Source organism: Mycobacteroides sp. PCS013 (assembly GCF_049532645.1).
GTDB classification, from domain to species: domain Bacteria; phylum Actinomycetota; class Actinomycetes; order Mycobacteriales; family Mycobacteriaceae; genus Mycobacterium; species Mycobacterium gwanakae.
In genome coordinates this window covers 2,199,857-2,219,819 of the sequence record NZ_CP150131.1, presented here as the reverse complement: position 1 = coordinate 2,219,819, position 19,963 = coordinate 2,199,857, and the positions used below count along the sequence as shown (strand labels likewise).

At 63.8% G+C, this 19,963-nt stretch carries 24 protein-coding genes; 15 read left to right on the top strand and 9 right to left on the bottom strand.

What is annotated here, in order from left to right:
• Positions 1–30 precede the first annotated feature (30 nt).
• The gene (locus RHO23_RS10925) at positions 31–192 is read left to right on the top strand and encodes a VOC family protein (protein ID WP_423489067.1); all 162 of its coding nucleotides are present in this window, start codon (positions 31–33) and stop codon (positions 190–192) included.
• Here the strand turns inward: RHO23_RS10925 and ald are convergent.
• The gene (ald, locus tag RHO23_RS10920) at positions 189–1,304 is read right to left on the bottom strand and encodes an alanine dehydrogenase (protein WP_423489066.1); all 1,116 of its coding nucleotides are present in this window, start codon (positions 1,302–1,304) and stop codon (positions 189–191) included. The genes RHO23_RS10925 and ald overlap by 4 nt on opposite strands.
• A gap of 98 nt (positions 1,305–1,402) precedes the next feature.
• Between ald and RHO23_RS10915 the strand changes: the two genes are divergently transcribed.
• A complete protein-coding gene (locus RHO23_RS10915) occupies positions 1,403–1,918 on the top strand; it encodes an Lrp/AsnC family transcriptional regulator (RefSeq protein WP_046254118.1) in 516 nt (171 codons plus the stop codon).
• Positions 1,919–1,928: 10 nt separating this feature from the next.
• On the opposite strand, the gene RHO23_RS10910 is transcribed toward RHO23_RS10915, so the two are convergent.
• Positions 1,929–4,178 (bottom strand): SulP family inorganic anion transporter, encoded by a 2,250-nt coding sequence (locus tag RHO23_RS10910; protein ID WP_030093911.1) that lies wholly within the window; start codon positions 4,176–4,178, stop codon positions 1,929–1,931.
• 122 nt (positions 4,179–4,300) lie between these two features.
• Positions 4,301–4,576 (bottom strand): hypothetical protein, encoded by a 276-nt coding sequence (locus RHO23_RS10905; protein ID WP_423489213.1) that lies wholly within the window; start codon positions 4,574–4,576, stop codon positions 4,301–4,303.
• A 521-nt stretch (positions 4,577–5,097) separates the two neighbouring features.
• Here RHO23_RS10905 and dapB point away from each other — a divergent pair.
• The 9 genes from dapB to RHO23_RS10860 all read left to right on the top strand — a co-directional run bounded on the left by dapB (position 5,098) and on the right by RHO23_RS10860 (position 11,893).
• Positions 5,098–5,781, top strand: a complete 684-nt coding sequence (dapB, locus tag RHO23_RS10900) for a 4-hydroxy-tetrahydrodipicolinate reductase (protein ID WP_070921609.1) — start codon at positions 5,098–5,100, stop codon at positions 5,779–5,781.
• Positions 5,781–6,242, top strand: a complete 462-nt coding sequence (locus RHO23_RS10895) for a hypothetical protein (RefSeq protein ID WP_064409128.1) — start codon at positions 5,781–5,783, stop codon at positions 6,240–6,242. The genes dapB and RHO23_RS10895 overlap by 1 nt, the downstream gene beginning before the upstream one ends.
• Positions 6,239–6,691: a flavodoxin family protein gene (locus RHO23_RS10890; protein ID WP_070921544.1), complete on the top strand. Its 453-nt coding sequence runs from the start codon at positions 6,239–6,241 to the stop codon at positions 6,689–6,691. The genes RHO23_RS10895 and RHO23_RS10890 overlap by 4 nt, the downstream gene beginning before the upstream one ends.
• A 10-nt stretch (positions 6,692–6,701) precedes the next feature.
• Complete coding sequence (locus RHO23_RS10885) at positions 6,702–7,172, top strand: hypothetical protein (RefSeq protein WP_064409126.1); 471 nt, start codon at positions 6,702–6,704, stop codon at positions 7,170–7,172.
• A gap of 177 nt (positions 7,173–7,349) precedes the next feature.
• Entirely contained in the window at positions 7,350–8,624 is a 1,275-nt protein-coding gene (locus RHO23_RS10880) for a phthiocerol/phthiodiolone dimycocerosyl transferase family protein (protein WP_423489212.1), read from the top strand.
• A gap of 74 nt (positions 8,625–8,698) precedes the next feature.
• Positions 8,699–9,499 (top strand): thymidylate synthase, encoded by an 801-nt coding sequence (locus tag RHO23_RS10875; RefSeq protein ID WP_030093885.1) that lies wholly within the window; start codon positions 8,699–8,701, stop codon positions 9,497–9,499.
• Positions 9,496–9,987 carry a dihydrofolate reductase gene (locus tag RHO23_RS10870; RefSeq protein WP_030093884.1) on the top strand — a complete coding sequence of 164 codons (492 nt, stop codon included), beginning with the start codon at positions 9,496–9,498 and terminating at the stop codon, positions 9,985–9,987. The genes RHO23_RS10875 and RHO23_RS10870 overlap by 4 nt, the downstream gene beginning before the upstream one ends.
• A 29-nt stretch (positions 9,988–10,016) precedes the next feature.
• A complete protein-coding gene (locus RHO23_RS10865) occupies positions 10,017–10,661 on the top strand; it encodes a DsbA family protein (RefSeq protein ID WP_070918694.1) in 645 nt (214 codons plus the stop codon).
• An 11-nt stretch (positions 10,662–10,672) separates the two neighbouring features.
• Complete coding sequence (locus tag RHO23_RS10860; protein ID WP_423489211.1) at positions 10,673–11,893, top strand: winged helix-turn-helix domain-containing protein; 1,221 nt, start codon at positions 10,673–10,675, stop codon at positions 11,891–11,893.
• On the opposite strand, the gene RHO23_RS10855 is transcribed toward RHO23_RS10860, so the two are convergent.
• Both RHO23_RS10855 and RHO23_RS10850 read right to left on the bottom strand, forming a co-directional pair.
• Positions 11,844–12,398 carry a YceI family protein gene (locus RHO23_RS10855; RefSeq protein ID WP_423489065.1) on the bottom strand — a complete coding sequence of 185 codons (555 nt, stop codon included), beginning with the start codon at positions 12,396–12,398 and terminating at the stop codon, positions 11,844–11,846. The two genes, RHO23_RS10860 and RHO23_RS10855, sit on opposite strands and share 50 nt — an antisense overlap.
• A gap of 23 nt (positions 12,399–12,421) precedes the next feature.
• Complete coding sequence (locus tag RHO23_RS10850) at positions 12,422–13,114, bottom strand: DUF6891 domain-containing protein (RefSeq protein ID WP_423489064.1); 693 nt, start codon at positions 13,112–13,114, stop codon at positions 12,422–12,424.
• Between the two features lie 99 nt (positions 13,115–13,213).
• Here RHO23_RS10850 and thyX point away from each other — a divergent pair, with 99 nt between their 5' ends.
• The 3 genes from thyX (at position 13,214) to RHO23_RS10835 (ending at position 16,616) form a co-directional block, all read left to right on the top strand.
• A complete protein-coding gene (gene thyX / locus RHO23_RS10845; protein WP_030093879.1) occupies positions 13,214–13,966 on the top strand; it encodes an FAD-dependent thymidylate synthase in 753 nt (250 codons plus the stop codon).
• Positions 13,967–14,048: 82 nt separating this feature from the next.
• On the top strand, positions 14,049–14,924 hold the full coding sequence (dapA, locus tag RHO23_RS10840; protein WP_075874262.1) for a 4-hydroxy-tetrahydrodipicolinate synthase: 876 nt from the start codon (positions 14,049–14,051) through the stop codon (positions 14,922–14,924).
• Positions 14,925–16,616: a ribonuclease J gene (locus RHO23_RS10835; RefSeq protein WP_064409122.1), complete on the top strand. Its 1,692-nt coding sequence runs from the start codon at positions 14,925–14,927 to the stop codon at positions 16,614–16,616.
• Here RHO23_RS10835 and RHO23_RS10830 read toward each other — a convergent pair.
• Genes RHO23_RS10830 through RHO23_RS10820 form a run of 3 tightly spaced genes read right to left on the bottom strand, consistent with a single transcriptional unit; the run spans position 16,613 to position 18,622 of the window.
• Positions 16,613–17,488, bottom strand: a complete 876-nt coding sequence (locus tag RHO23_RS10830) for an SAM-dependent methyltransferase (protein ID WP_423489063.1) — start codon at positions 17,486–17,488, stop codon at positions 16,613–16,615. The two genes, RHO23_RS10835 and RHO23_RS10830, sit on opposite strands and share 4 nt — an antisense overlap.
• A gap of 2 nt (positions 17,489–17,490) precedes the next feature.
• Complete coding sequence (locus RHO23_RS10825) at positions 17,491–18,309, bottom strand: mycofactocin-coupled SDR family oxidoreductase (protein ID WP_423489062.1); 819 nt, start codon at positions 18,307–18,309, stop codon at positions 17,491–17,493.
• A 1-nt stretch (position 18,310) separates the two neighbouring features.
• Complete coding sequence (locus tag RHO23_RS10820) at positions 18,311–18,622, bottom strand: putative quinol monooxygenase (protein ID WP_423489061.1); 312 nt, start codon at positions 18,620–18,622, stop codon at positions 18,311–18,313.
• A gap of 101 nt (positions 18,623–18,723) precedes the next feature.
• Between RHO23_RS10820 and RHO23_RS10815 the strand changes: the two genes are divergently transcribed.
• On the top strand, positions 18,724–19,305 hold the full coding sequence (locus tag RHO23_RS10815; protein ID WP_423489060.1) for a hypothetical protein: 582 nt from the start codon (positions 18,724–18,726) through the stop codon (positions 19,303–19,305).
• Here the strand turns inward: RHO23_RS10815 and RHO23_RS10810 are convergent.
• Positions 19,265–19,831 (bottom strand): TetR/AcrR family transcriptional regulator, encoded by a 567-nt coding sequence (locus tag RHO23_RS10810; protein WP_030093872.1) that lies wholly within the window; start codon positions 19,829–19,831, stop codon positions 19,265–19,267. The two genes, RHO23_RS10815 and RHO23_RS10810, sit on opposite strands and share 41 nt — an antisense overlap.
• Positions 19,832–19,963 lie beyond the last annotated feature (132 nt).

Genomic DNA, 19,963 nt, shown 5'->3' with positions numbered 1-19,963 from the left:
GAAAAATCCTTGATCCTGGGTGGGATCGAAGTGCCAGACGTCTGGCCACTCTTCGACGAATTCAGCAGCCGTGGTGCGCTGGTCGTCCAGGCCCCGGCCAAACAACCCTGGGGTGGAACGGATTTTCATGTCCGTGACCTGGACGGCAACGTTATCTCGTTTGTCAGCTACGAACAGGGCGAGCCGCGCTAGGCGAGGACCTCTGCGGGATCGGTGAAGGGCAGCTCGAGATCCTCGGCGACGTGGGCGTTGAGTAGGGCGCCCTCGTGTGTCGAGAGCCCCTTGGCCAGTGCGGCATCCTGTCGGCAGGCCTGCTGCCAGCCCTTGTCCGCCAACGCCAAGACGTACGGCATGGTGGCGTTGGTCAAGGCGAAGGTGGATGTGCGGGGTACGGCGCCGGGCATGTTCGCCACGCAGTAGAACACGCTGTCATGCACGGAGTAGGTTGGCTCGTCGTGGGTGGTGGGCCGCGAGTCGGCGAAGCAACCGCCCTGGTCGATGGCGATGTCGACGAGTACCGAGCCGGGCTTCATCTGCGCTACAAGTGAATTCGACACGAGCTTGGGCGCCTTGGCGCCGGGGATGAGCACCGCGCCGATCACGAGGTCGGCCCGCTTGACGGCCCCCTCGAGGTCCATGGTGGACGAGTAGCGGGTCCGGATCGTGCCACCGAATTCGGCATCCAGCTCGCGCAGCTTGTTGAGGTTGACATCGAAAACCGTGACATGGGCGCCCATTCCGGCGGCAATCCGCGCGGCGTTGTACCCAGCGACACCTCCACCGATGACGACCACATCGGCGGGGCCGACGCCCGGAACGCCTCCCATCACCACGCCGCGGCCGCCCACCGGGGTCATCAGGTGGTAGGCACCGACCTGTGCGGAGAGCCGCCCCGCCACCTCACTCATCGGGGCCAACAGGGGGAGTGCGCCGTCGGCGGTCTGCACGGTCTCGTAGGCGATCGACGTGGTTTCCGACTTCAGCAGCGCCTCGGTGCAGGGCAGGGATGCGGCCAGGTGCAGGTAGGTGAAGAGAGTCTGGCCGCGACGCATCAGGGCGTACTCGGGCTCGATCGGTTCCTTGACCTTGAGGAGCAGATCGGCTTCGGCCCAGACCTGTTCGGCACCGTTGATAACCTGCGCGCCCGCGGCTTTGAAGTCCACATCGGATATCGAAGAGCCCTCACCCGCGCCGGCCTGGAGGATCACCTCGTGGCCACGGCGGGTCAGCTCGGCCACACCGGCAGGGGTGGTGGCTACGCGGTACTCGTTGTTCTTGATCTCGGTAGGGATACCTACACGCATGATGCTTCTCCTGTTTCGGAACTAAGTCTCGTGTTCAAGTGTGAAGAAGCGTCGGGAAAGGCGCAATAATTATGTGGAAGATTCGGTACATTCCATCAATGACCGCGAAATCACCGGAATCTCGGTACGACATGCCAACCGCACCGAATGATGTTCGGCGCGTGGATCTTGATGACGTCGATCGCCGCATTCTGAGGGAACTGCATGACGATGCACGTATACCCAACAGTGCGCTTGCCGAGGCCGTGGGGATCGCGGCGTCGACGTGTCACGGGCGGGTCCGGCGCCTGCAGGAAACCGGGGTGATCCGTGGATTCTTCACCGATGTCGACCCGGCCGCCGTCGGACGGCCTCTGCAAGCGATGATTTCGGTCAGTCTGCAGGCCAACGCGCGCGGAAAGATCCGTACCTTCATCCGGGACATACGTCAGCTGCCACAGGTCATCGACGTGTACTTCCTGGCGGGCGCCGACGACTACATCCTGCACGTGGCGGCCCGCGACACCGAGGACCTCAGGTCCTTCGTGGTTGAGAAACTCAACGCACAGCCCGATGTCGCGGGCACGCAGACGTCATTGATCTTCGAGCACCTACGTGGGGGAGCCCCTTTGTAGGCGTCGCCGCTCAGCTGGTTGCCGGCGCCGGGTCCTCCACGATGTCGTTCGTGTTGCCGTCCTGGCCCACGATCCCGTTCTCGTCCACCTCGTAGACGTGCGCTTCGGCGATGTTGAAGAACGTGCCGACCACGCGAACCCGTCCGGACACCACGGCCCCGGCCAGAATCGGGTGGTGGATAAGGCGTTCCACCTGGATCGCCACATTCACGACACCGAGCTGGTCGACTTCGTTGAACCCGTGTGCCTCCGCGCTGGCGCGCGCGGGGTGGTGTTCCTGGAAGGCGATGAGGCTGTCGCGGGCATAGTCGAGCCAGCGTCCGACCGGAGTGGTCGGCGCATCGGTCGACTCGGACAGCAGTGCCTTCATCGCGCCACATGAGGAATGTCCGCACACCACAACCGAACTCACATTGAGTTGGTTGATAGCGAAGTCCAGCGATGCGTCTACCGAGCCATCGGCGGGATCGGTGGGCACCACATTTCCGACATTGCGGATCGTGAACAGGTCGCCCGGTCCACTTGCCGTAATGACATTGGGCAGGATGCGCGAATCACCGCAGGTGAGGAAGAGTGCATCGGGATCCTGGTAGTCGGCCAGTTCCGATACGTGCGGTCGCAGCGCACCCGAGCCGCGGCTGTTGTACTCGTTGATGCCATCGATGATCGATGCGCCCACGCCGTCGTTGTCGCTGCGTCGCCACGACCGCCACGGCACCAGACCGACAGCGCGCGAAACGAAATGCCGTTGCGGCCGGGTGGTGTGGGCGTGGTGCAACTTGGCGTGGGAAGACTCCACGATCATGACGGTGCCGCCGGCAGCCTCATGGGCGCGCTTCCAGTCGGAGATGGCCTCCGAGATGGCGTGGTCGACGTAGTCGGCGTTGATCGCGAGCGTGACGTGCGCGCCGGGGGGAACCGTGCTGAGCGTCTTGGTCAGTCGGGGCAGCGACAAGAAGCTCAGGGTGCCGTCGAGCTCGACATGCCACTGTCGCGATCCCTCGGTGCCGAACGGACGTGCGTCCATGTGTGCCCGCATGACCCGGCCCACCAGGATGCCGATGGCCACGACGAGTCCGATGCCCACGCCTTCGAGCAGGTTGAGGAACACGACGGACACGATGGTCACCGCGTAGACCGCCAGATCGCCTGTGCGCCAGGCCAGTTTCATGTGGGCCAACTTGACCAACTGGACGCCGATGATGATCAGCAGACCGGCTAGAGCGGCCTTGGGAATGAGCTGCACCACGCTGCTGAACAGCGAGGCGAACAGCAACACCCATACGCCGTGCAGGATGGATGAGGCGCGAGTCTTGGCGCCCGCGGCCACGTTGGTCGAGCTGCGCACGATCACGCCGGTGACAGGCAATCCGCCCAGGAAGCCCGAGGCCACGTTGGCGCTGCCCTGGCCGATCATCTCGCGATCGAAGTTGGTGCGCGGACCGGTGTGCAGTTTGTCGACGGCGACCGCGGACAACAGCGACTCGACACTGGCGATCAAGGCGATGGTCAGCACGCCCAAAAGCACTCCGGCCCAGTCTCCGTCGGCCGGACCGATCAGCGTCGGGAAGCTGATCGCGTCAAAGAAGTCGCCCGACAGGGAGATCCGCTCGGCCGGGGAGTTGGTCAGGACCGCGAAGGCGGTCGCGGCCACGATCGCCACTAGGGCGCCGGGGATCATCCGAACCTTGGGCGGCAGCTTGGGCCAGAGCAACAGGATCGCAATGACCATGACGCCGATGATCACATCGGGGAGATGGTGGTTGATGATCCCCTGGGGCAGCGCCTTCAGGTTCTGCCACGCGGAACTGCGCGATGAGCCGCCCATGAGAACGTGGACCTGTTGCAAAGCGATGGTCACACCGATGCCGGCGAGCATGGCGTGCACCACAACCGGCGCGATGGCCAGGGCGGCGCGGGCGATCCGGCTCAGGCCGAACAGGATCTGCAGCAAGCCCGCACCAATGGTGATCAGGCAGGTCATCTGCCAGCCGAACTTGTTGATGATCTCGGCCACCACCACGGTCAGGCCGGCGGCTGGACCGCTGACCTGCAGTGGTGATCCGCCAATGGCACCGGCGACAATGCCACCGACCACGGCAGCGATCAGACCCGCCATCAGCGGGGCACCGGAGGCGATCGCGATGCCCAGAGAAAGTGGCAGCGCGACGAGGAAAACGACGAGGGAGGCGGGGAGGTCGTGCCGCAGATTCTGCAGTAACGACGGCTTCGAAGCCTGCTCGGTGACGGAAGTCGTCATGACAGTAAGCCCTATCGGGAAGAGGGGTCGCTGCAGCTGCGGCTAGATGCGCGTGCGCGACAGAGTGGATAGATGGGTGGGTGAGACGCGTATGGCGGCTTCTTTGCCGTCACGGCGACTGCTCAGCGTCGATCTATTCCAATGGTGATAAGGCGTTGTCGTCCCAAATTGTCGGGTGCGCGTGAGAACACGAAGCCTCGCGACACCAAGAGCGCTAGGAGAGTGGCGCCCAACAGTGCTGTCATCACGAACGCGGCGGGAACGGGTATCGAGCCAGGTTGCTGGCGGATCCGTGTAGCGGTCGCGCTGATAGGACTCTTGACGTGCTCGTGGACTTCCTCGGGCAGCAGGTTCGATGCTGGCGAAGTTCCGATGATGGCTGCTCGCCATCCGAACATCTGCCCGTGTGTGGCAGGGCCAAGGAAGCACAAGGCCGCAAGAAGAGCGATCGCGACGCCCCCTGCGCGCATGTATCGCTTGCGGCCCGACATGGGCTTCAGAGTACCAGTGCGGGCCTCAAACTGGAGGTATCGCAGCTAGAGATATGTTTCTGAGAGGAACCTGAGAGCGTTGCGTGACCCCGGCAAATGGTTGCCAGAGTCGTGACCACCGTCACAGTTGGTTGCTCGACTGAGGAAAATTACAGTCGATTACCCGATCAAAAAAAGGCTCAACCAGGAGTTGACATCATCGCCTGGCAAATCGATCGACTGATAGACGTAGCGTAGCTCGGGTAGACGCCCGGTGTCGTCCTGGTGAACTTTCCTTGGTGCGGCAACATCGCCATTGCCCGGGCGGGTGACTTTGCCTCTCGTAGTCGGGCGTCCTCTGTGCCCTCCCGGCACCGGGGATTAGGGTGACCGGCGTGACTAATATCGCGACCGGAGTGCTCGGAGCGCAGGGCAAGGTTGGCCAGGCCATGTGTCAGGCCGTTGAGGCCGCCGGGGATCTTGACCTGGTGGCCGCCGTCGACAAAGACGACCCGCTGGAGGCGCTCACCGCGGCCCGCGTCGTCATCGACTTCACCCATCCCGATGTCGTCATGGACAATCTGAAGTTCTTGATAAGCAACGGTATTCATGCCGTTGTCGGTACCACGGGTTTCACCGACGAACGCTTGGATCAGGTGCGGGCCTGGCTGGCCGACAGCCCGGGCACGGCGGTGCTCATCGCTCCGAACTTCGCGATCGGCGCCGTTCTGTCGATGAAGTTCGCTCAGCAGGCCGCCCGATTCTTCGAGTCGGTCGAGGTCATCGAGCTGCACCACCCCAACAAGGCGGACGCTCCGTCGGGAACGGCCACGCGCACCGCACGACTGATCGCCGAGGCCCGCAAGGGATTGCCGCCGAGCCCCGATGCCACCAGCACGGGTATCGAGGGGGCGCGTGGCGCCGATGTCGATGGGGTGCGGGTGCATGCGGTGCGTGTCGCCGGACTCGTCGCCCATCAGGAAGTGTTGTTCGGAACCACCGGCGAGACATTGACCATCCGCCACGACAGCATCGACCGGTCGTCGTTCGCGCCGGGTGTGCTGCTGGCCGTGCGCAATGTCGCCGCCCGGCCTGGCCTCACGATCGGCATCGAGCCCCTGCTGGAGCTGTAGTGTCCGCCGCAGCCCGGGTCAAGATCCTCATCGCGTTCATGTGCGCGGCGATGGTCGGGTACTTCCTGATCCTGGGCCGGATGGGCGTCACATTGATCGGCACCGGGAAACCGGCGGCGATCGGCCTGGGTCTTGCCGTGCTTATCCTTCCGTTCATCGGCCTATGGGCGATGGTCGCCACCCTGCGCGCGGGGTTCGCGCATCAACGGCTCGCGGGTCTGGCCTCGGAGTTGGGACGCGATCTCGATGTAAGTGCTCTGCGCAGGACTCCATCAGGGCGCGTCAATCGCGAGGATGCCGACGCCCTCTTCGCGACGGTCAAAGCTGAGGTTGAGGCCGAACCCGACGACTGGGTGGGGTGGTATCGGCTGGCGCGCGCATATGACTATGCGGGGGATCGGGGCCGCGCCCGCGAGACGATGCGCACCGCCGTGCAGATGCAGCAGGACGGGGCAGGATGAGTCGTCTGCTGATCGTTCATCACACGCCGTCGCCGGCCACGCGAGAACTGCTGGAAGCGGTGTTGGCGGGCGTGAAGGACCCTGACATCTCCGGAGTTGAGGTCGTGATCAGGCCCGCTCTTGCCGCCACGATTACCGACATGTTGGATGCTGACGGTTACCTGTTCGGCACTACCGCGAATTTCGGATACATGTCCGGTGCCCTCAAACATTTCTTCGACACCGTCTACTACCCGAGCCTGGATCATGTCGCCACACGTCCCTACGGACTATGGGTGCACGGCAACAACGACACAGTCGGTGCAGTGTCGGCGGTGGACAAGATCGCGACCGGGCTCACACTGGAGAAAGCGGCCGATGCGCTTGAGGTGGTCGGGCCGATCGACGCATCCGTGCGCGAGCAGGCCTATAACCTTGGCGGCACGCTCGCCGCGATCTTGATGCATTGAGGAGACTGGCATGCCCGGACTTGCCGAACTTGCCCTGGGAGCCGCACCTATCGCCGGGGGTGCCCTGCTGGGTGCTGTCGCAGGCAATCTCAAGCCGCCGGATTTCCGGTCGTTGATCGCCAAGGATTTCGATCTGCTCGACCGCATCCCGCAAGAGCAGACCGAACGTCGGGCCGCGTTTCAACGCACGATTGATCAGCGGATCGACGATCTGATCGCGAGCACCGATCGCGGCCGGTCGCTGCGTGAGGCCGCGCTCTCTTACGGCGGTGGTTGGCGCGACGTTTTGGTGTTTGTCGGTGCTGTTCTGTTCACGGTGATCTGGTGGAACGTCGAACACACCCGGAGCAACTGGCTGGTCATGTTCCTGGTCATGCTGGCGCTTACGCTGGTGGCCGGTTTCTACGCGCTGCGCTCGCTATTGCGTTCGCTGCACGGACTGAGCGGCAGGTTGAGTCTCCGGTCCCGGGGTTCGTCATAACGCACTCTGATAATTCCGTGGCAAATTCGAATCTGTCATATTCGATATAGTCTGTTATCTCGGATTTTAGAGATTACGCGATGTTAATCGAATGGAATCTCTGGTGGCGCCGGGCATCCACGCAATGGACATAGATTGTGGCTTATCTATTCAGCCCACATGAAATCGGAAACAGCCTTGAACGCCACGATACGCGCGACCGACACTGTCGATATTCACCGGATGCTCTCGGTGGCGGAATCGGAATTGAACCATCTGCGCAAGTACACAACCATTTGGTATGTGGCCTGGTTGCGGGGCGATCTGGATGTATCCGCACTGCGTGCGGCGGCAACGGCTTTGCAGCACAAGCATCCGTTTCTCGCGGCCCGAGTCGACCCGGTCGGCCGCCGTTTTCGGGTCACCACCGAGCCCGTAAGGGACGTGGTGACTCTGCAGACTGAGCCGCTGGACGATGTCGCGACACTTCCGGTGTTGTCGCTCGACGACGGAACCTTCGCGATCCTGGTGCATCCCAGGCAAGCGGGTCACGCCGTCGCGGTAGGAGTCGATCATTCGATCGCCGATGCGCGCCTGAGCTATGTCTACTTCTACGAACTGTGGGAGCTCTATACCCAGATCGTCACGACAGGTGAGATTCCACATCCACCGCGCCAACCAATTCCTGTGGCGCCGGAGTCCGCGATGGAGAGCCGGGGGCTCATGCGCACCGCTCTCCCGGACAAACATTGGTTCGGTGCTACGTCCTGGGGTGGCCGGCAGCAAGAATCTTCCACCGCCTCAGCCCCCGTGCTGGGATGGAAGCAGCGCTTCGATCCGGAGACCTCCGCCGCATTGCGGACCGCGGCGCGGCACCGTCAGACCACCGTGAACACACTGATTACCGGTGTGATCGCGCTCGCGGAGCGCGCGTTGATCTTTGTGGACACCGACGAGCCGGTGAACCTGGGCTTCGAATCGCTCGTCGACTATCGCCGCCATCTGACGCCGCCCGCCGAGCTCGGTGAGATCGCCAACGGAATCATGATCGCGCGAAGCCAAGTCTTGATTCGCGGGAATGACGATCCCGTGCAGATCGGCGCTGAGGTGGCGCGTCAAATTCATGAGGACATTGACACGGGTTTTCTTGTGCAAAGCGTGCACCACATCGCTGACGGCGTTTTGACGGGCGGTTTTGGACCGTTCATCCGGATTACCAACCCCGGTGTGCTGCCCATCCCGCCCTTGCCGCAGGACGTGATCCTGGAAGACTTCGACGCCCAGCTGACCACGCCACCGGCCACCATCGCGGGCGGAGTGCTCGCGCCGCAGGCGTCCCGCTATGAGGTCTACTCGATCGGCGATGAGTTCACCATCGTGTGCAAATTTCCCGAGGCGTCGCTCACCGACGACCAGGCGGCCGCGCTGCGCACAGATATCGTCGCGCGGGTCCACGGGCTCGCGAACCGGTAAAGGGCGCTGCGCAGGCGGCGCTCTCCGTGCGTCGGAGGCCGGGGATCGTCATGGCCGCACCGTAAGCTAGCTGCGTGCCCGTTCCCACTCCTTACGAGGATCTGTTGCGTCTCGTGCTCGACCAGGGCACGCCGAAGTCGGATCGCACCGGCACCGGCACCCGCAGCGTCTTCGGCCACCAGCTGCGCTACCGCCTGGACGAGGGCTTCCCCTTGATCACCACCAAGCGAGTCCATCTGAAGTCGGTGATCTACGAGCTGCTGTGGTTCCTGCGCGGCGAATCCAACGTCCGCTGGCTCCAAGAGCGCGGGGTCACCATCTGGGATGAGTGGGCATCGGAGACGGGGGAGCTGGGTCCGGTGTACGGGGTGCAGTGGCGATCGTGGCCCACCCCCTCGGGTGAGCACATCGACCAGATCAGTGCCGCGCTCGACCTGCTGCGCACCGACCCCGATTCGCGCCGCAACATCGTCTCGGCCTGGAACGTGGGCGAGATCCCGCAGATGGCGTTGCCGCCGTGTCACGCGTTCTTTCAGTTCTATGTTGCCGACGGCAAGCTGAGCTGTCAGCTGTATCAGCGCAGTGCCGACCTGTTTCTCGGCGTTCCGTTCAACATCGCCAGCTATGCACTGCTCACCCATATGATGGCGGCGCAAGCAGGGCTGGGCGTGGGCGATTTCGTGTGGACCGGTGGCGACTGCCATATCTACGACAATCACATCGAGCAGGTCACCGAGCAGCTCAGTCGCGATCCGTATCCGTATCCCCGGCTCGTTCTGGCGCAGCGTGATTCGATATTCGACTACGAATATGAAGATGTCACGGTCGAGAACTATCAGCACCATCCGGCCATCAAGGCGCCTGTCGCGGTATGACGGGGACCATCGGGCTGATCTGGGCACAATCCCGCGACGGCGTCATCGGTGCGGATGGCGCCATCCCGTGGCGGCTGCCGGAGGATCAAGCACGCTTCAAGCGAATCACTATGGGGCACACGGTGATCATGGGCCGCAAGACCTGGGAGTCGCTGCCCTCCAGTGTCCGGCCGTTGCCGGGGCGGCCCAACATCGTGCTGACCCGGGATGCGTTGTTCGAACCGGACGGAGCGTTGGCCGTCGGGTGTGCCGACGCCGCGCTGGCCGCCTCCGATGAGGCGCCGTGGGTCATCGGAGGCGGCGAGATCTACCGGCTGTTCCTGCCCCTGGCGCAGCGATGCGAAGTGACGGTGGTGGACGCCGATGTGCCGGGTGATGCCCTTGCTCCGGAGCTCGACGAGAGCTGGTTGGCAGAGGGAAATGATTGGCAGACAAGTGAATCCGGGTTGCGATACCAGTTCCTGAGTTACCGGAAGGTCGACGTGTGAGGCCTGCGCTCCTCCGAGTGGTCATCGTGATGGCCGCCGCGGTGCTGGCACTTACCGGCTGTACCCGCGTCGTTGACGGAACCGCGTCGGCCCCCGCTGCCGCCGCAGGCTGGGGCAGTAGCCAAGGCGCCGGTGTGACGGTGGGCGGCGCGGGCGATGTCGCAGCCGGGATCACGGTGTTCGTCGACTTCCAATGCCCGTTCTGTCAGCGATTCGAAGCCGAGTACGGCGAGGAGATCACGAAGTACGTCACCGAGGGGCGCTTGCAGGTGACCTATAGGCCGGTGAGCTTTCTGGACCCGATCTCGGCCAGCGGTGACTACTCATCGCGGGCGTCGGCCGCGCTGTTCCTGATCGACAAGGCGGGTGCGGCCGATGCCGTGATCCTGGGCTTCATCGGGGAGATGTTCCGGAGGCAACCGGTCGAAGGCGTGGGGAACCTCACCAATCTGCAGATCGGCGAGATTGCCGCCGGTGCCGGAGTGACGGGCGATGTCTTGCACGAGATTTCGTCTCTTCAGGTCACCGATGCCGATCGGCAGCGGACGGCGGGCAATGAGCAGCAGCTGACGGACCACGGCCTGGGCGGTGTCCCCGGCGTCATTGACAGTTCGGGGGAGATGGTCGACCCGTCCGACGCCGATTGGTTGGCCCGCCTCGTGGGAGCCCGGTGAGCCGGGCGGGGCTGAGCATCGTGCAGGCGCGTCGCATCGCGATTGCGGCGCAGGGCTTCACCGACGTGCCCGCGACTTCGGTCACCCGTGCTCACTTGCGTAAACTCATCTCCAGAATTCAGGTACTACAACTGGATTCGGTATCCGTGGCGGTGCGTGCCCACTATGCCCCGGTGTTCAGCAGGCTCGGGCCCTACGACCGCTCACTTCTTGATGACGCCGCCTGGAGCCACAGCGCGCGTACGCCTCGGCTGCTCATTGAGTATTGGGCGCACGAGGCGGCGCTGATGTCCATCCAGGACTGGCCGCTGATGCGCTGGCGCATGCGCGAGTACCGGCACGGGCGATGGGCGCGAAAGTTCGTCGAGGAGAACCCGGGCCTTGTTGATGAGGTGCTGGCCGCCGTCGCCGAACTCGGGCCCTGTACCGCCGGTCAGATCGAGGCGCACCTGGAAAAGGAAGCGCCGGGCCGCAAGGGCCCATGGTGGGATCGCAGTGAGACCAAATGGATCGCGGAAGCCTTGTTCTCTTCGGGCGAGCTGACCACCGACAAGCGCGTCGGATTCTCGCGGCATTATCAGCTGGCGCACAAGGTGATTCCTGCCGACATCTACCAACGCGAAATCTCCGATGAGGAGGCCGTACTGGAACTGGCACGCCGCGCGGTGCGTGCGCTGGGCATGGGAACCGAGGCCGATATCCGTGACTACTTCCGGCTCTCGGCGGGGCAGATCAAACCGGCACTGGCCGCGCTCGCGGATGCGGGGGAAGTCGAGAGGGTAACCGTCGAGGGCTGGAGCGCGCCAGCGTATCTGGCTGCCGGGCAGACGATTCCACGTGCCGACCGGGGCACGGCGTTGTTGTGCCCGTTCGATCCGCTGATCTTCTTCCGTCCCAGGGTCGAGCGGCTCTTCGACTTTCACTATCGCATCGAGATCTACACGCCGGCACCCAAGCGGCAGTACGGCTACTACGTCTGGCCGTTTCTGCTCGACGGGCATCTGGTCGGCAGGGTCGATCTGAAGGCCGACCGTGCAGCCGGGACACTCAATGTCATCGGTGCGTTCGCCGAGCAGGGACAGGACCCAGCGCGCATCGCGGGGCCGCTTGCCGCACAGCTGACCGGTATGGCGTCGTGGCTGGGTCTGGATTCCGTCGCTGTCGGCAGGCGCGGCGACTTGGTCAGAGCGCTGGGCGGCGCGCTGGGCGGCGCGCTTCGAACGACACGGTGACGGGGTCGGCGACCTTCAGAGATCCCATCGCCATCGAGAACGGCTTCACCTGGTACGCCCGCTGCGATATCTCAGTGGTGAGGTGCAGCAGCTGGTCGTCGCCGTCCTCGGTCACCGCGAGGTCCAGCTCGACACTCTGCGTCACGCCATGGATCGTCAGCGGACCATGCATGCGGTAGTTCGCGGTCTTTTTGGTGATCGTCTCCGCGTGGAACTCGATGAGGGGAAAACGTTTGGCGTTCAGAGTCTTCAGCGCATTGGATCGCACGATGATCTTCTCGGGTGCCGAAAGTGGTGTCAGTCCACCTTCGCCACTTTCGACCTGCAGTGAGTCCACCTCGATGACGACACTGGCCGACGACGGCTGGTCATCGGGGCCGTCGACCGTGACGGTCCACGTCCTCATGGTGAGCGTCAATCGATGCCCTATCCGTGCTGCGGGTCCGGCTACGCCGGTGCGCAGGATCAGGGTGCCGTTTTCGGGTCCAAGCGTCCAGGAGCTCACGGGGCCGATCGTAAGGGTGTCATCTATCGCGCCGGCTGGGAACCGGTCGGCAACGGTTTGCGCCACTGATCGGCGTGCACCTCGATCCTGGTCTTTCCCGAGCCCGACCACGATGTGTTCAGGCCGAAATGCTGCGCCAGCTGCACAATTCGCCGACCGACGAACGTATCGGTGCGTGCGTGTACCTCGGCCCGCGCGTCCGGGTCGTTCCGGTGGTACGCCTCCAGTAGCGCTGCCGGTAACTCGGGGTGAGCACGAAACGCGCTGAACCCCAAGTAAAGAGTCGGATTATCCGAGGCAAGGCGCAGCGCATCTTGTTCGTGGAAGTAGGTGTACGCCCACTGGTGGTAGCGGTACCAATCGGTTGGGTTGGGATTGACGGTGCGCTCGAAGTCGATCTCGGAGGTGGCGCAGGTTGTGCAGCAGGCGAAGCACATGCGCGCGAGGATGCCCTCGGATTCCAGCTGAGTGAAGGTGTAGTGAAGGCGGCCATAGTCGCCGGTGTCGGTCCATGTCGTCTGCTCGGCCAGCCGTTCGTTCCACATCTCGTGGACCAGTGCGGCGGCCTCCTCGGGATCGATCTGGCCGGAATCGTCGACCCATTCGGCGACGGATTCTTCGACCTCGTCCCGCGACCAGAACCCGGCTACGAGGTATGGGCGGATGAACGCCCGTAGCTCAGCCCGATCACCGGTTTGCCATTCAAGGATGCGCACATGTCAAAGGTAGCGGTGGGAGTTGCGGAACGCATGCCGAGATGATGGCGGGAGTGCTCTGGTGACTGACCGGCCGTGACCGCCGATAGGGTGTTGCGCGTGGCTGAGATCGTGCCGCTGCGCGTGCAGCTGATAGCTAAGACCGACTTCATCGCGCCGGAAGACATCGACTGGAGCACCGATGCCGATGGTGGCCCGGCACTCGTCGAGTTCGCCGGCCGGGCCTGCTACCAGAGCTGGTCCAAGCCCAATCCACGCACGGCCACCAATGAGAGCTACCTGCGTCACGTCATCGAGGTGGGGCATCTGTCGCTGCTGGAGCACGCGACGGTCACCTTCTACATCACCGGTATCTCCCGGTCCTGCACGCACGAGCTGATCCGGCACCGGCACTTCTCGTACTCGCAGCTTTCCCAGCGTTTCGTGCCTGAAGCGGACTCTAATGTGGTGCTGCCGCCCGCCGTCGCGGACGACCCGGAGCTGGTCGAGCTGGTTCGCAAGGCCACCGACGCGAGCCGTGCTGCCTATGTCGAATTGCTGGACAAGCTGGAATCCAAGCTCGCCGACGTTCCCAATGCCGTGTTGCGGCGTAAGCAGGCGCGACAGGCTGCCCGGTCTGTGCTGCCCAACGCCACCGAGACCCGCATCGTCGTCACCGGCAACTACCGGGCGTGGCGCCACTTCATCGCGATGCGCGCCAGCGAGCATGCCGACGTGGAGATTCGCCGGCTCGCGATTGCTTGTCTGCGCCAGCTCACCGACCTGGCGCCGTCGATCTTTGGTGACTTCGACATCGCGACCCTGGCCGACGGCACGGAGGTCGCGATCTCTCCGCTGGTCTACGAGGGATAGAACCGAGGGATACAACACAGCCGCCGGGGGATAACCGCTTGGTCGCGGCGGGTATTCTCGTGCCGTGACAGCAGGTGAAACAGTGGCGCGGCTCGGCACCGTGCTCACCGCGATGGTGACTCCATTCGATGCCGATGGCGCCCTTGACGTCGACACCGCGGTCCGGTTGGCCGCGCACCTGGTCGACGCCGGGTGCGATGGCCTCGTGCTCTCCGGCACCACCGGAGAGTCTCCCGTGACGTCCGACGCCGAAAAGCTGACCCTGCTGCGTGAGGTGGTGGCCGCGGTGGGCGACCGCGCGCGCATCATCGCCGGGTCCGGCACCTACGACACCGCGCACAGCATCAAGCTCTCCCGTGAGTGCGAGGCCGCCGGAGCCGATGGCCTGCTCGTCGTCACCCCCTACTACTCGCGGCCCTCGCAGGCAGGGCTGCTGGCCCACTTCACTGCGGTCGCGGATGCGGTGAACGTCCCCGTCATCTTGTACGACATTCCGCCGCGCTCGGTCATCCCCATCGACTTCCACGTCATCCGCGAGCTGGCGGCACACCCGAACATCGTGGCTGTCAAGGATGCCAAGGGGGACCTGCATGGCGGTGCCCAGATCATCGCGGGCACCGATCTCGTCTACTACTCGGGCGACGATCCGCTGAACCTGCCCTGGTTGTCGGTGGGAGCGGTCGGATTCGTCAGCGTCATATCGCATTTCGTCGCCGGACCGTTGCGTGAGCTGCTGGTTGCCTACAACGCAGGCGACGTGGAAACGGCCCGCAAGCTCAATGCACAGATCGCGCCCGTGACAGAGGCGTGCCGGCGACTGGGAGCGGTGGGAGCAGTGAAGGCCGGGCTTCGGTTGCAGGGCATCGATGTTGGCGATCCCCGCCTGCCCAACGTTCCGCCGAGCCCGGAGCAGATCGAGGGATTGGCCGCGGATATGCGCGCCGCCGGGGTGCTGTAGGTGCCGATAACGCCACCCGAAGATCTGCGTGCGCCCGGTCCGCTCGCCGATGGCGCGTTGCGCGTCACCGCACTCGGCGGTATCAGCGAGATCGGCCGCAACATGACGGTTTTCGAACTGCGTGGGCGCCTCCTGATCATCGACTGCGGAGTGCTTTTCCCTGGTCATGACGAACCCGGCGTGGACCTGATTCTTCCGGACATCCGCCACATCGAGGATCGTCTCGACGATGTCGAGGCGCTGGTCTTGACGCATGCGCACGAGGATCACATCGGAGCCATCCCCTTCCTGCTCAAGATGCGCCCCGATATCCCAGTGGTGGGTTCGGCTTTCACCCTCGCGTTGGTCGAGGCCAAGTGCCGCGAGCACCGCATCACCCCCCGGTTCATCAAGGTGACGGAGGGCGAGCGGTCCACTCACGGCGCCTTTGAATGCGAGTACTTCGCGGTCAACCACTCCATTCCCGATGCACTCGCCATCGCCGTACATACCGAGGCCGGGACCATCCTGCATACCGGCGATATCAAGCTTGATCCGCTGCCTCCGGACCGGCGTCCCACCGACTTGCCCGGGCTATCCGGCCTGGGTGATCGGGGTGTCGATCTGTTCCTCGTCGACTCCACGAACTCCGAGGTGCCGGGCGTGGGTCCATCGGAGAGTGAGATCGCTCCCACCCTGAACCGGCTCATCGAGACCGCGCGCGGCCGGGTGATCATTGCGTGTTTCGCCAGCAATGTGGCACGGGTGCAACAGATCATCGATGCCTCGGTCGCGCACGGACGCCGTGTCGCGCTCGTGGGCCGATCGATGGTGCGCAACATGGGTATCGCACGCGATCTGGGCTTTCTCGACGTCGAGGACCGCGACCTCATCAACGTGGAGGCCGCGAACGAGCTGGCGCCGCAACGCGTTGTGATGGTTACCACCGGCACACAGGGCGAGCCAATGGCTGCGCTCTCACGCATGGCCCGTGGCGATCATCGCCAAATCACCCTGACTCCTGACGATTTAGTCATCTTGTCGTCATCGCTGGTGCCGGGCAATGAGGAAGCCGTCTACGGCATCATCGACTCGCTTGCGAAGGTGGGCACCCGGGTTGTGACAAACACCCATGCGCGGGTGCATGTTTCAGGACATGCCTATGCCGGGGAGCTGCTTTACCTCTACAACGCGGTACGTCCGCGCAATGTCATGCCGGTGCACGGCACCTGGCGGCATCTGCGTGCCAACGCCGAACTTGCGGTCAAGACCGGTGTCGATGAAGACCGGATCGTATTGGCGGAGAACGGCGTGAGCGTCGACCTGCACAACGAGCGGGCGCGCATTGCGGGACGGGTTCCGGTGGGCAAGATGTTTGTCCACGGCCTGGTCGACGGCGACGTATCCGATGCTACCGTCGGCGAGCGTCTGGTCTTGAGCAATGGCGGATTCATTGCGGTCACCGTCGTGGTGCGTAGCAACGGACGCCCGGTCGGCCGGCCGGAGCTGTTCTCACGCGGCTTCTCCGATGACGCCAAGGCCCTAGACCCGGTGACCGAGATGGTGATCACCGAGTTGAATTCACTTGCCGAACAGTCGGTCAGCGATACCGGCCGCATCGCGCAGTCGGTGCGGCGCGTGGTGGGCAAATGGGTTGGCGAGACCTATCGCCGCCAGCCCATGATCGTGCCGACCGTGCTGACGGTCGACTAAGACTTCTCTGCGAGCACGGTCCGTTCGAGTTCGGTGGTCGAGAGCCTGCGTCCAGCGGGTGCCAGATAACGCGTCTGGAATTCGGGGCCGCTGACATCCTCGAGCACCCGCCAGCCGTACTCGGCGAGCAGTGGCGCCACCGCGGCGGGGGAGAGGCCGAACATCCATACCTGGCTGCGCATCCGAAAACGTTTGTACAGCAGTTTGTTTCCGTACAGGTTCGAACCGTCGATGAAATCGCGTTGCACGTAGGTGAAGGCGAGGCGACTGCCTGGTGCAGCGGTGCTCAGATAGTCCAGCGTCGCCCGAACCGCGGGCTCGGAAAGGTACTGCGTGACGCCCTCCCAGATGAAGAAGGTGCGTGAGGTGCGATCGTGACCGGCCCGCAGCAGTGCGTCGGACAGATTGTCATGCTGGAAGTGGACGGCCACCAGGTGGACCGACGGCGGTAGTACCCCCACCGCCTGCTGGATCGCACGTCGTTTGGCGGCGATGTTCACCGGCTGATCGACTTCGAAGACCGGTATCGATGAGGTTCGGGACAGTCTGCATCCCCGGCTGTCCATTCCCGCACCTAAATTGACGACCGCTTCCGCAATGTCTGCCCACGAGGCCAACTGATCATCGATGTAACGCTTACGGCACACGAAGATGGACCAGGCGCCTTGGCCGCTTCTCTCCGCCAGCGTGATCAACAGGTTCCGCAGCGTCGTCCACGCGGTGAGGCGGACAAACCATCGTGACGCGGTGGGCAGGATTCGGGCCGCCAGGTCGTCGTCGACGATCCGGGACCCGGGCGGCTCATGCTGCTCGATGGCTGCGATGGCCATGGGGCCGTACGCAGTCTGTGCGGCGGGGTTTTTCCGTGACATGTCTAGCGCCTGTTGGTGAACCCGGCATCGACGGGGAGTGCGACGCCGGTGACGTACCGCGCATCCTCGGACACCAGCCAGGCCACGGCGTTGGCCATGTCCTCGGCGGGCATGAGAACCACCGGCAAGGCATGGCCGGTATCGGACATGCCTTCGGGCGCGCCGTTGGCGAACAGCTCTTCTGTCACCGGGTTCACCAGCATGGGGGTCGCGACACCGCCCGGATGAATCGTGTTCACCCGGATACTGTGTGGCGCAAGCATGTTGGCATAGGACCGCATGAGCCCGACCAGCCCGTGTTTGGCGGCGGTATAGGCCAGACCACCGGGGGTGTTCATCACCATGCCGGTCAGGCCGGCCACCGAGCTGGTCAGCACGATCGATCCGCCCGCGCCGCGCTCGACCATCGACGGCCGGGCCACCTCGATCGTGTGATACACCCCGGTGAGATTGACATCGAGCACATCGGTCCAGCCATCCTCACCGCTTTCGGGAGTGAGGGTGGCGATACCGGCGTTCGCAATCACGATGTCGACCGGCCCAAGGGCCTGGACACCGGCGTCGAAGGCGCTTTGCAATGCCTGCCGATCGCGCACATCGGCTTCGTATGCCGAGATGGCACGCCCCAGGGCATCGACCTCCTTGACCGTGAGATCGAGATCCTCCGCGGTGGCCATCGGGTACTCCACGGAGGGTATCTGTGCGCAGATGTCCACCGCGATGACGTTGGCTCCCTCGGACGCCAGCTTGATCGCGTGGGCGCGGCCCTGGCCGCGGGCCGCGCCGGTGATGAACGCGACCTTGCCATCCAGCTTGCCCATGTCAGTGGGTCAGATCGCCCTTGGCTGGATCACCTGCGGGAAGCGCTTCGGCGACAACGATTTCCGGCGCCTGACTGAGTAGCGGTCCTACCTTGCCGAACATTGCGGTGACGGCCGGCGCCTTCCCATGCTCTGCGAGTGCCTCGTTGCTCGCCCACGACTCGACGAAGACGAAGCGATCGTGTGCCTCGTGCAGGGAGTAGAGATTGCAGCCCGCCTCGTCGTGGACCTGGGGAATGGTCGCCAGGAGTGCGGCACGAACCTCGTCGCGCTTGTCGGGCTGGGGATACAGGAACGCCACCACAGTGGGCATGGAACACCTCTCGTCGTTGGGAGTGGATCGAATTCCACCGTACCGAAGCCAGCTGGGGCGCCCTGCGATCGATACGCTGTGGGGGATATCGAGGGAGGGATATGACCGATCACGACCTGGCGAGCGGGCCGCCCATCCGAACCGAGGTTGTCCTCACCGAAGAGGGGCGGGGCAAACTTGCCAAGGGCGCGCTTCAGACGGTTGCGCGTTCCCGGGGTGTCTGGATTCTGCTCGTCGGGGCCGTGTTGTACGTCGCGTTCTTCTTCGTGTTTGTGGCGGCTGGCGCCGGTGTGGTGATCCTGATCGTTGTGCTTGCGGCGGCGGCGCTGATCGCGTCGAGAATCCGTTCTCGTACCCAGCTGTCCATGCAGGCGATACCTGTCGGGACGGTGCAGCGTGTCGAGTTCGGGGCATCAGAATTCACGTTCTGGGTACTGCGCCCGACGACGAATGCCTTACTCGGGCAATCATTTCTGACCACTCGGCTGATGGTTTTGCGGGACTACGCCGAGATCAAGAACGTTGTGGTGAACGACAATGCCGTGGGGATTTTGTTTTCCGCGCGGCCGGGAATGCGTGAAGCCTTCCCCCGTGAACTCTTTCCCGACCAGGCCCTGGCGCTGATGTCTCGCTACACCAAGGTCAGCGGGACGTGGTCGCCTCCGCAGGCACCAGCGAGTTGATCCAGACGGAGTATTCATCGAGTGCGGCATTGAGACGCTTGCGGTCTACCTGGGTGCCGAACTGCTGAGCGCCAATCAAGATGCTGAAACCAATGCGTGCCATCGTGTCGGCCCGATCCGGAGCGAAGCCGGCTTCGATGTAGTGCTTGGTGAGATGTTGATGCCGTACCTGGTCCACGCGGTGCTGCGCCGCCGTCACGTAGCGGTCCGCCATCGCCCAGGCGCGAATGGCCTTCTCCACCTCATGGTCTGCCTCACGCGCTGCTTGCTCCAGCACGACCAGCCGTTCCTGCGGATCGGATACTTCGTCCACGCGGCGGCGCTGCGCGGTAGTGATGTCGTTTTCCCAGTAATCGATGACTGCTCGGTAGAAGCCCGCCCCACTGCCGAAGTGGTGGTACAGCGAGCCCGTGGTCACGCCGATTCGGCGGCATACCGCCGTCGTGGTGAGTGCGGGCTTGCCGCCAGCCGCCAGTAGTTCGAACGCGGCAGTGAAGTAGTCGTGGCGAGAGACCTTCTCGGTCATGCTCTCACCATAGATGAATCTATGTACGAGCGGAAGGGGAAATCTGAAGGTAACTGTATCTGCCCGCATGATTTCTCCAGTTAACAATTTGTGTATGATTTCAAGTGCAGTTCTGCATGCAGGATGCATAGT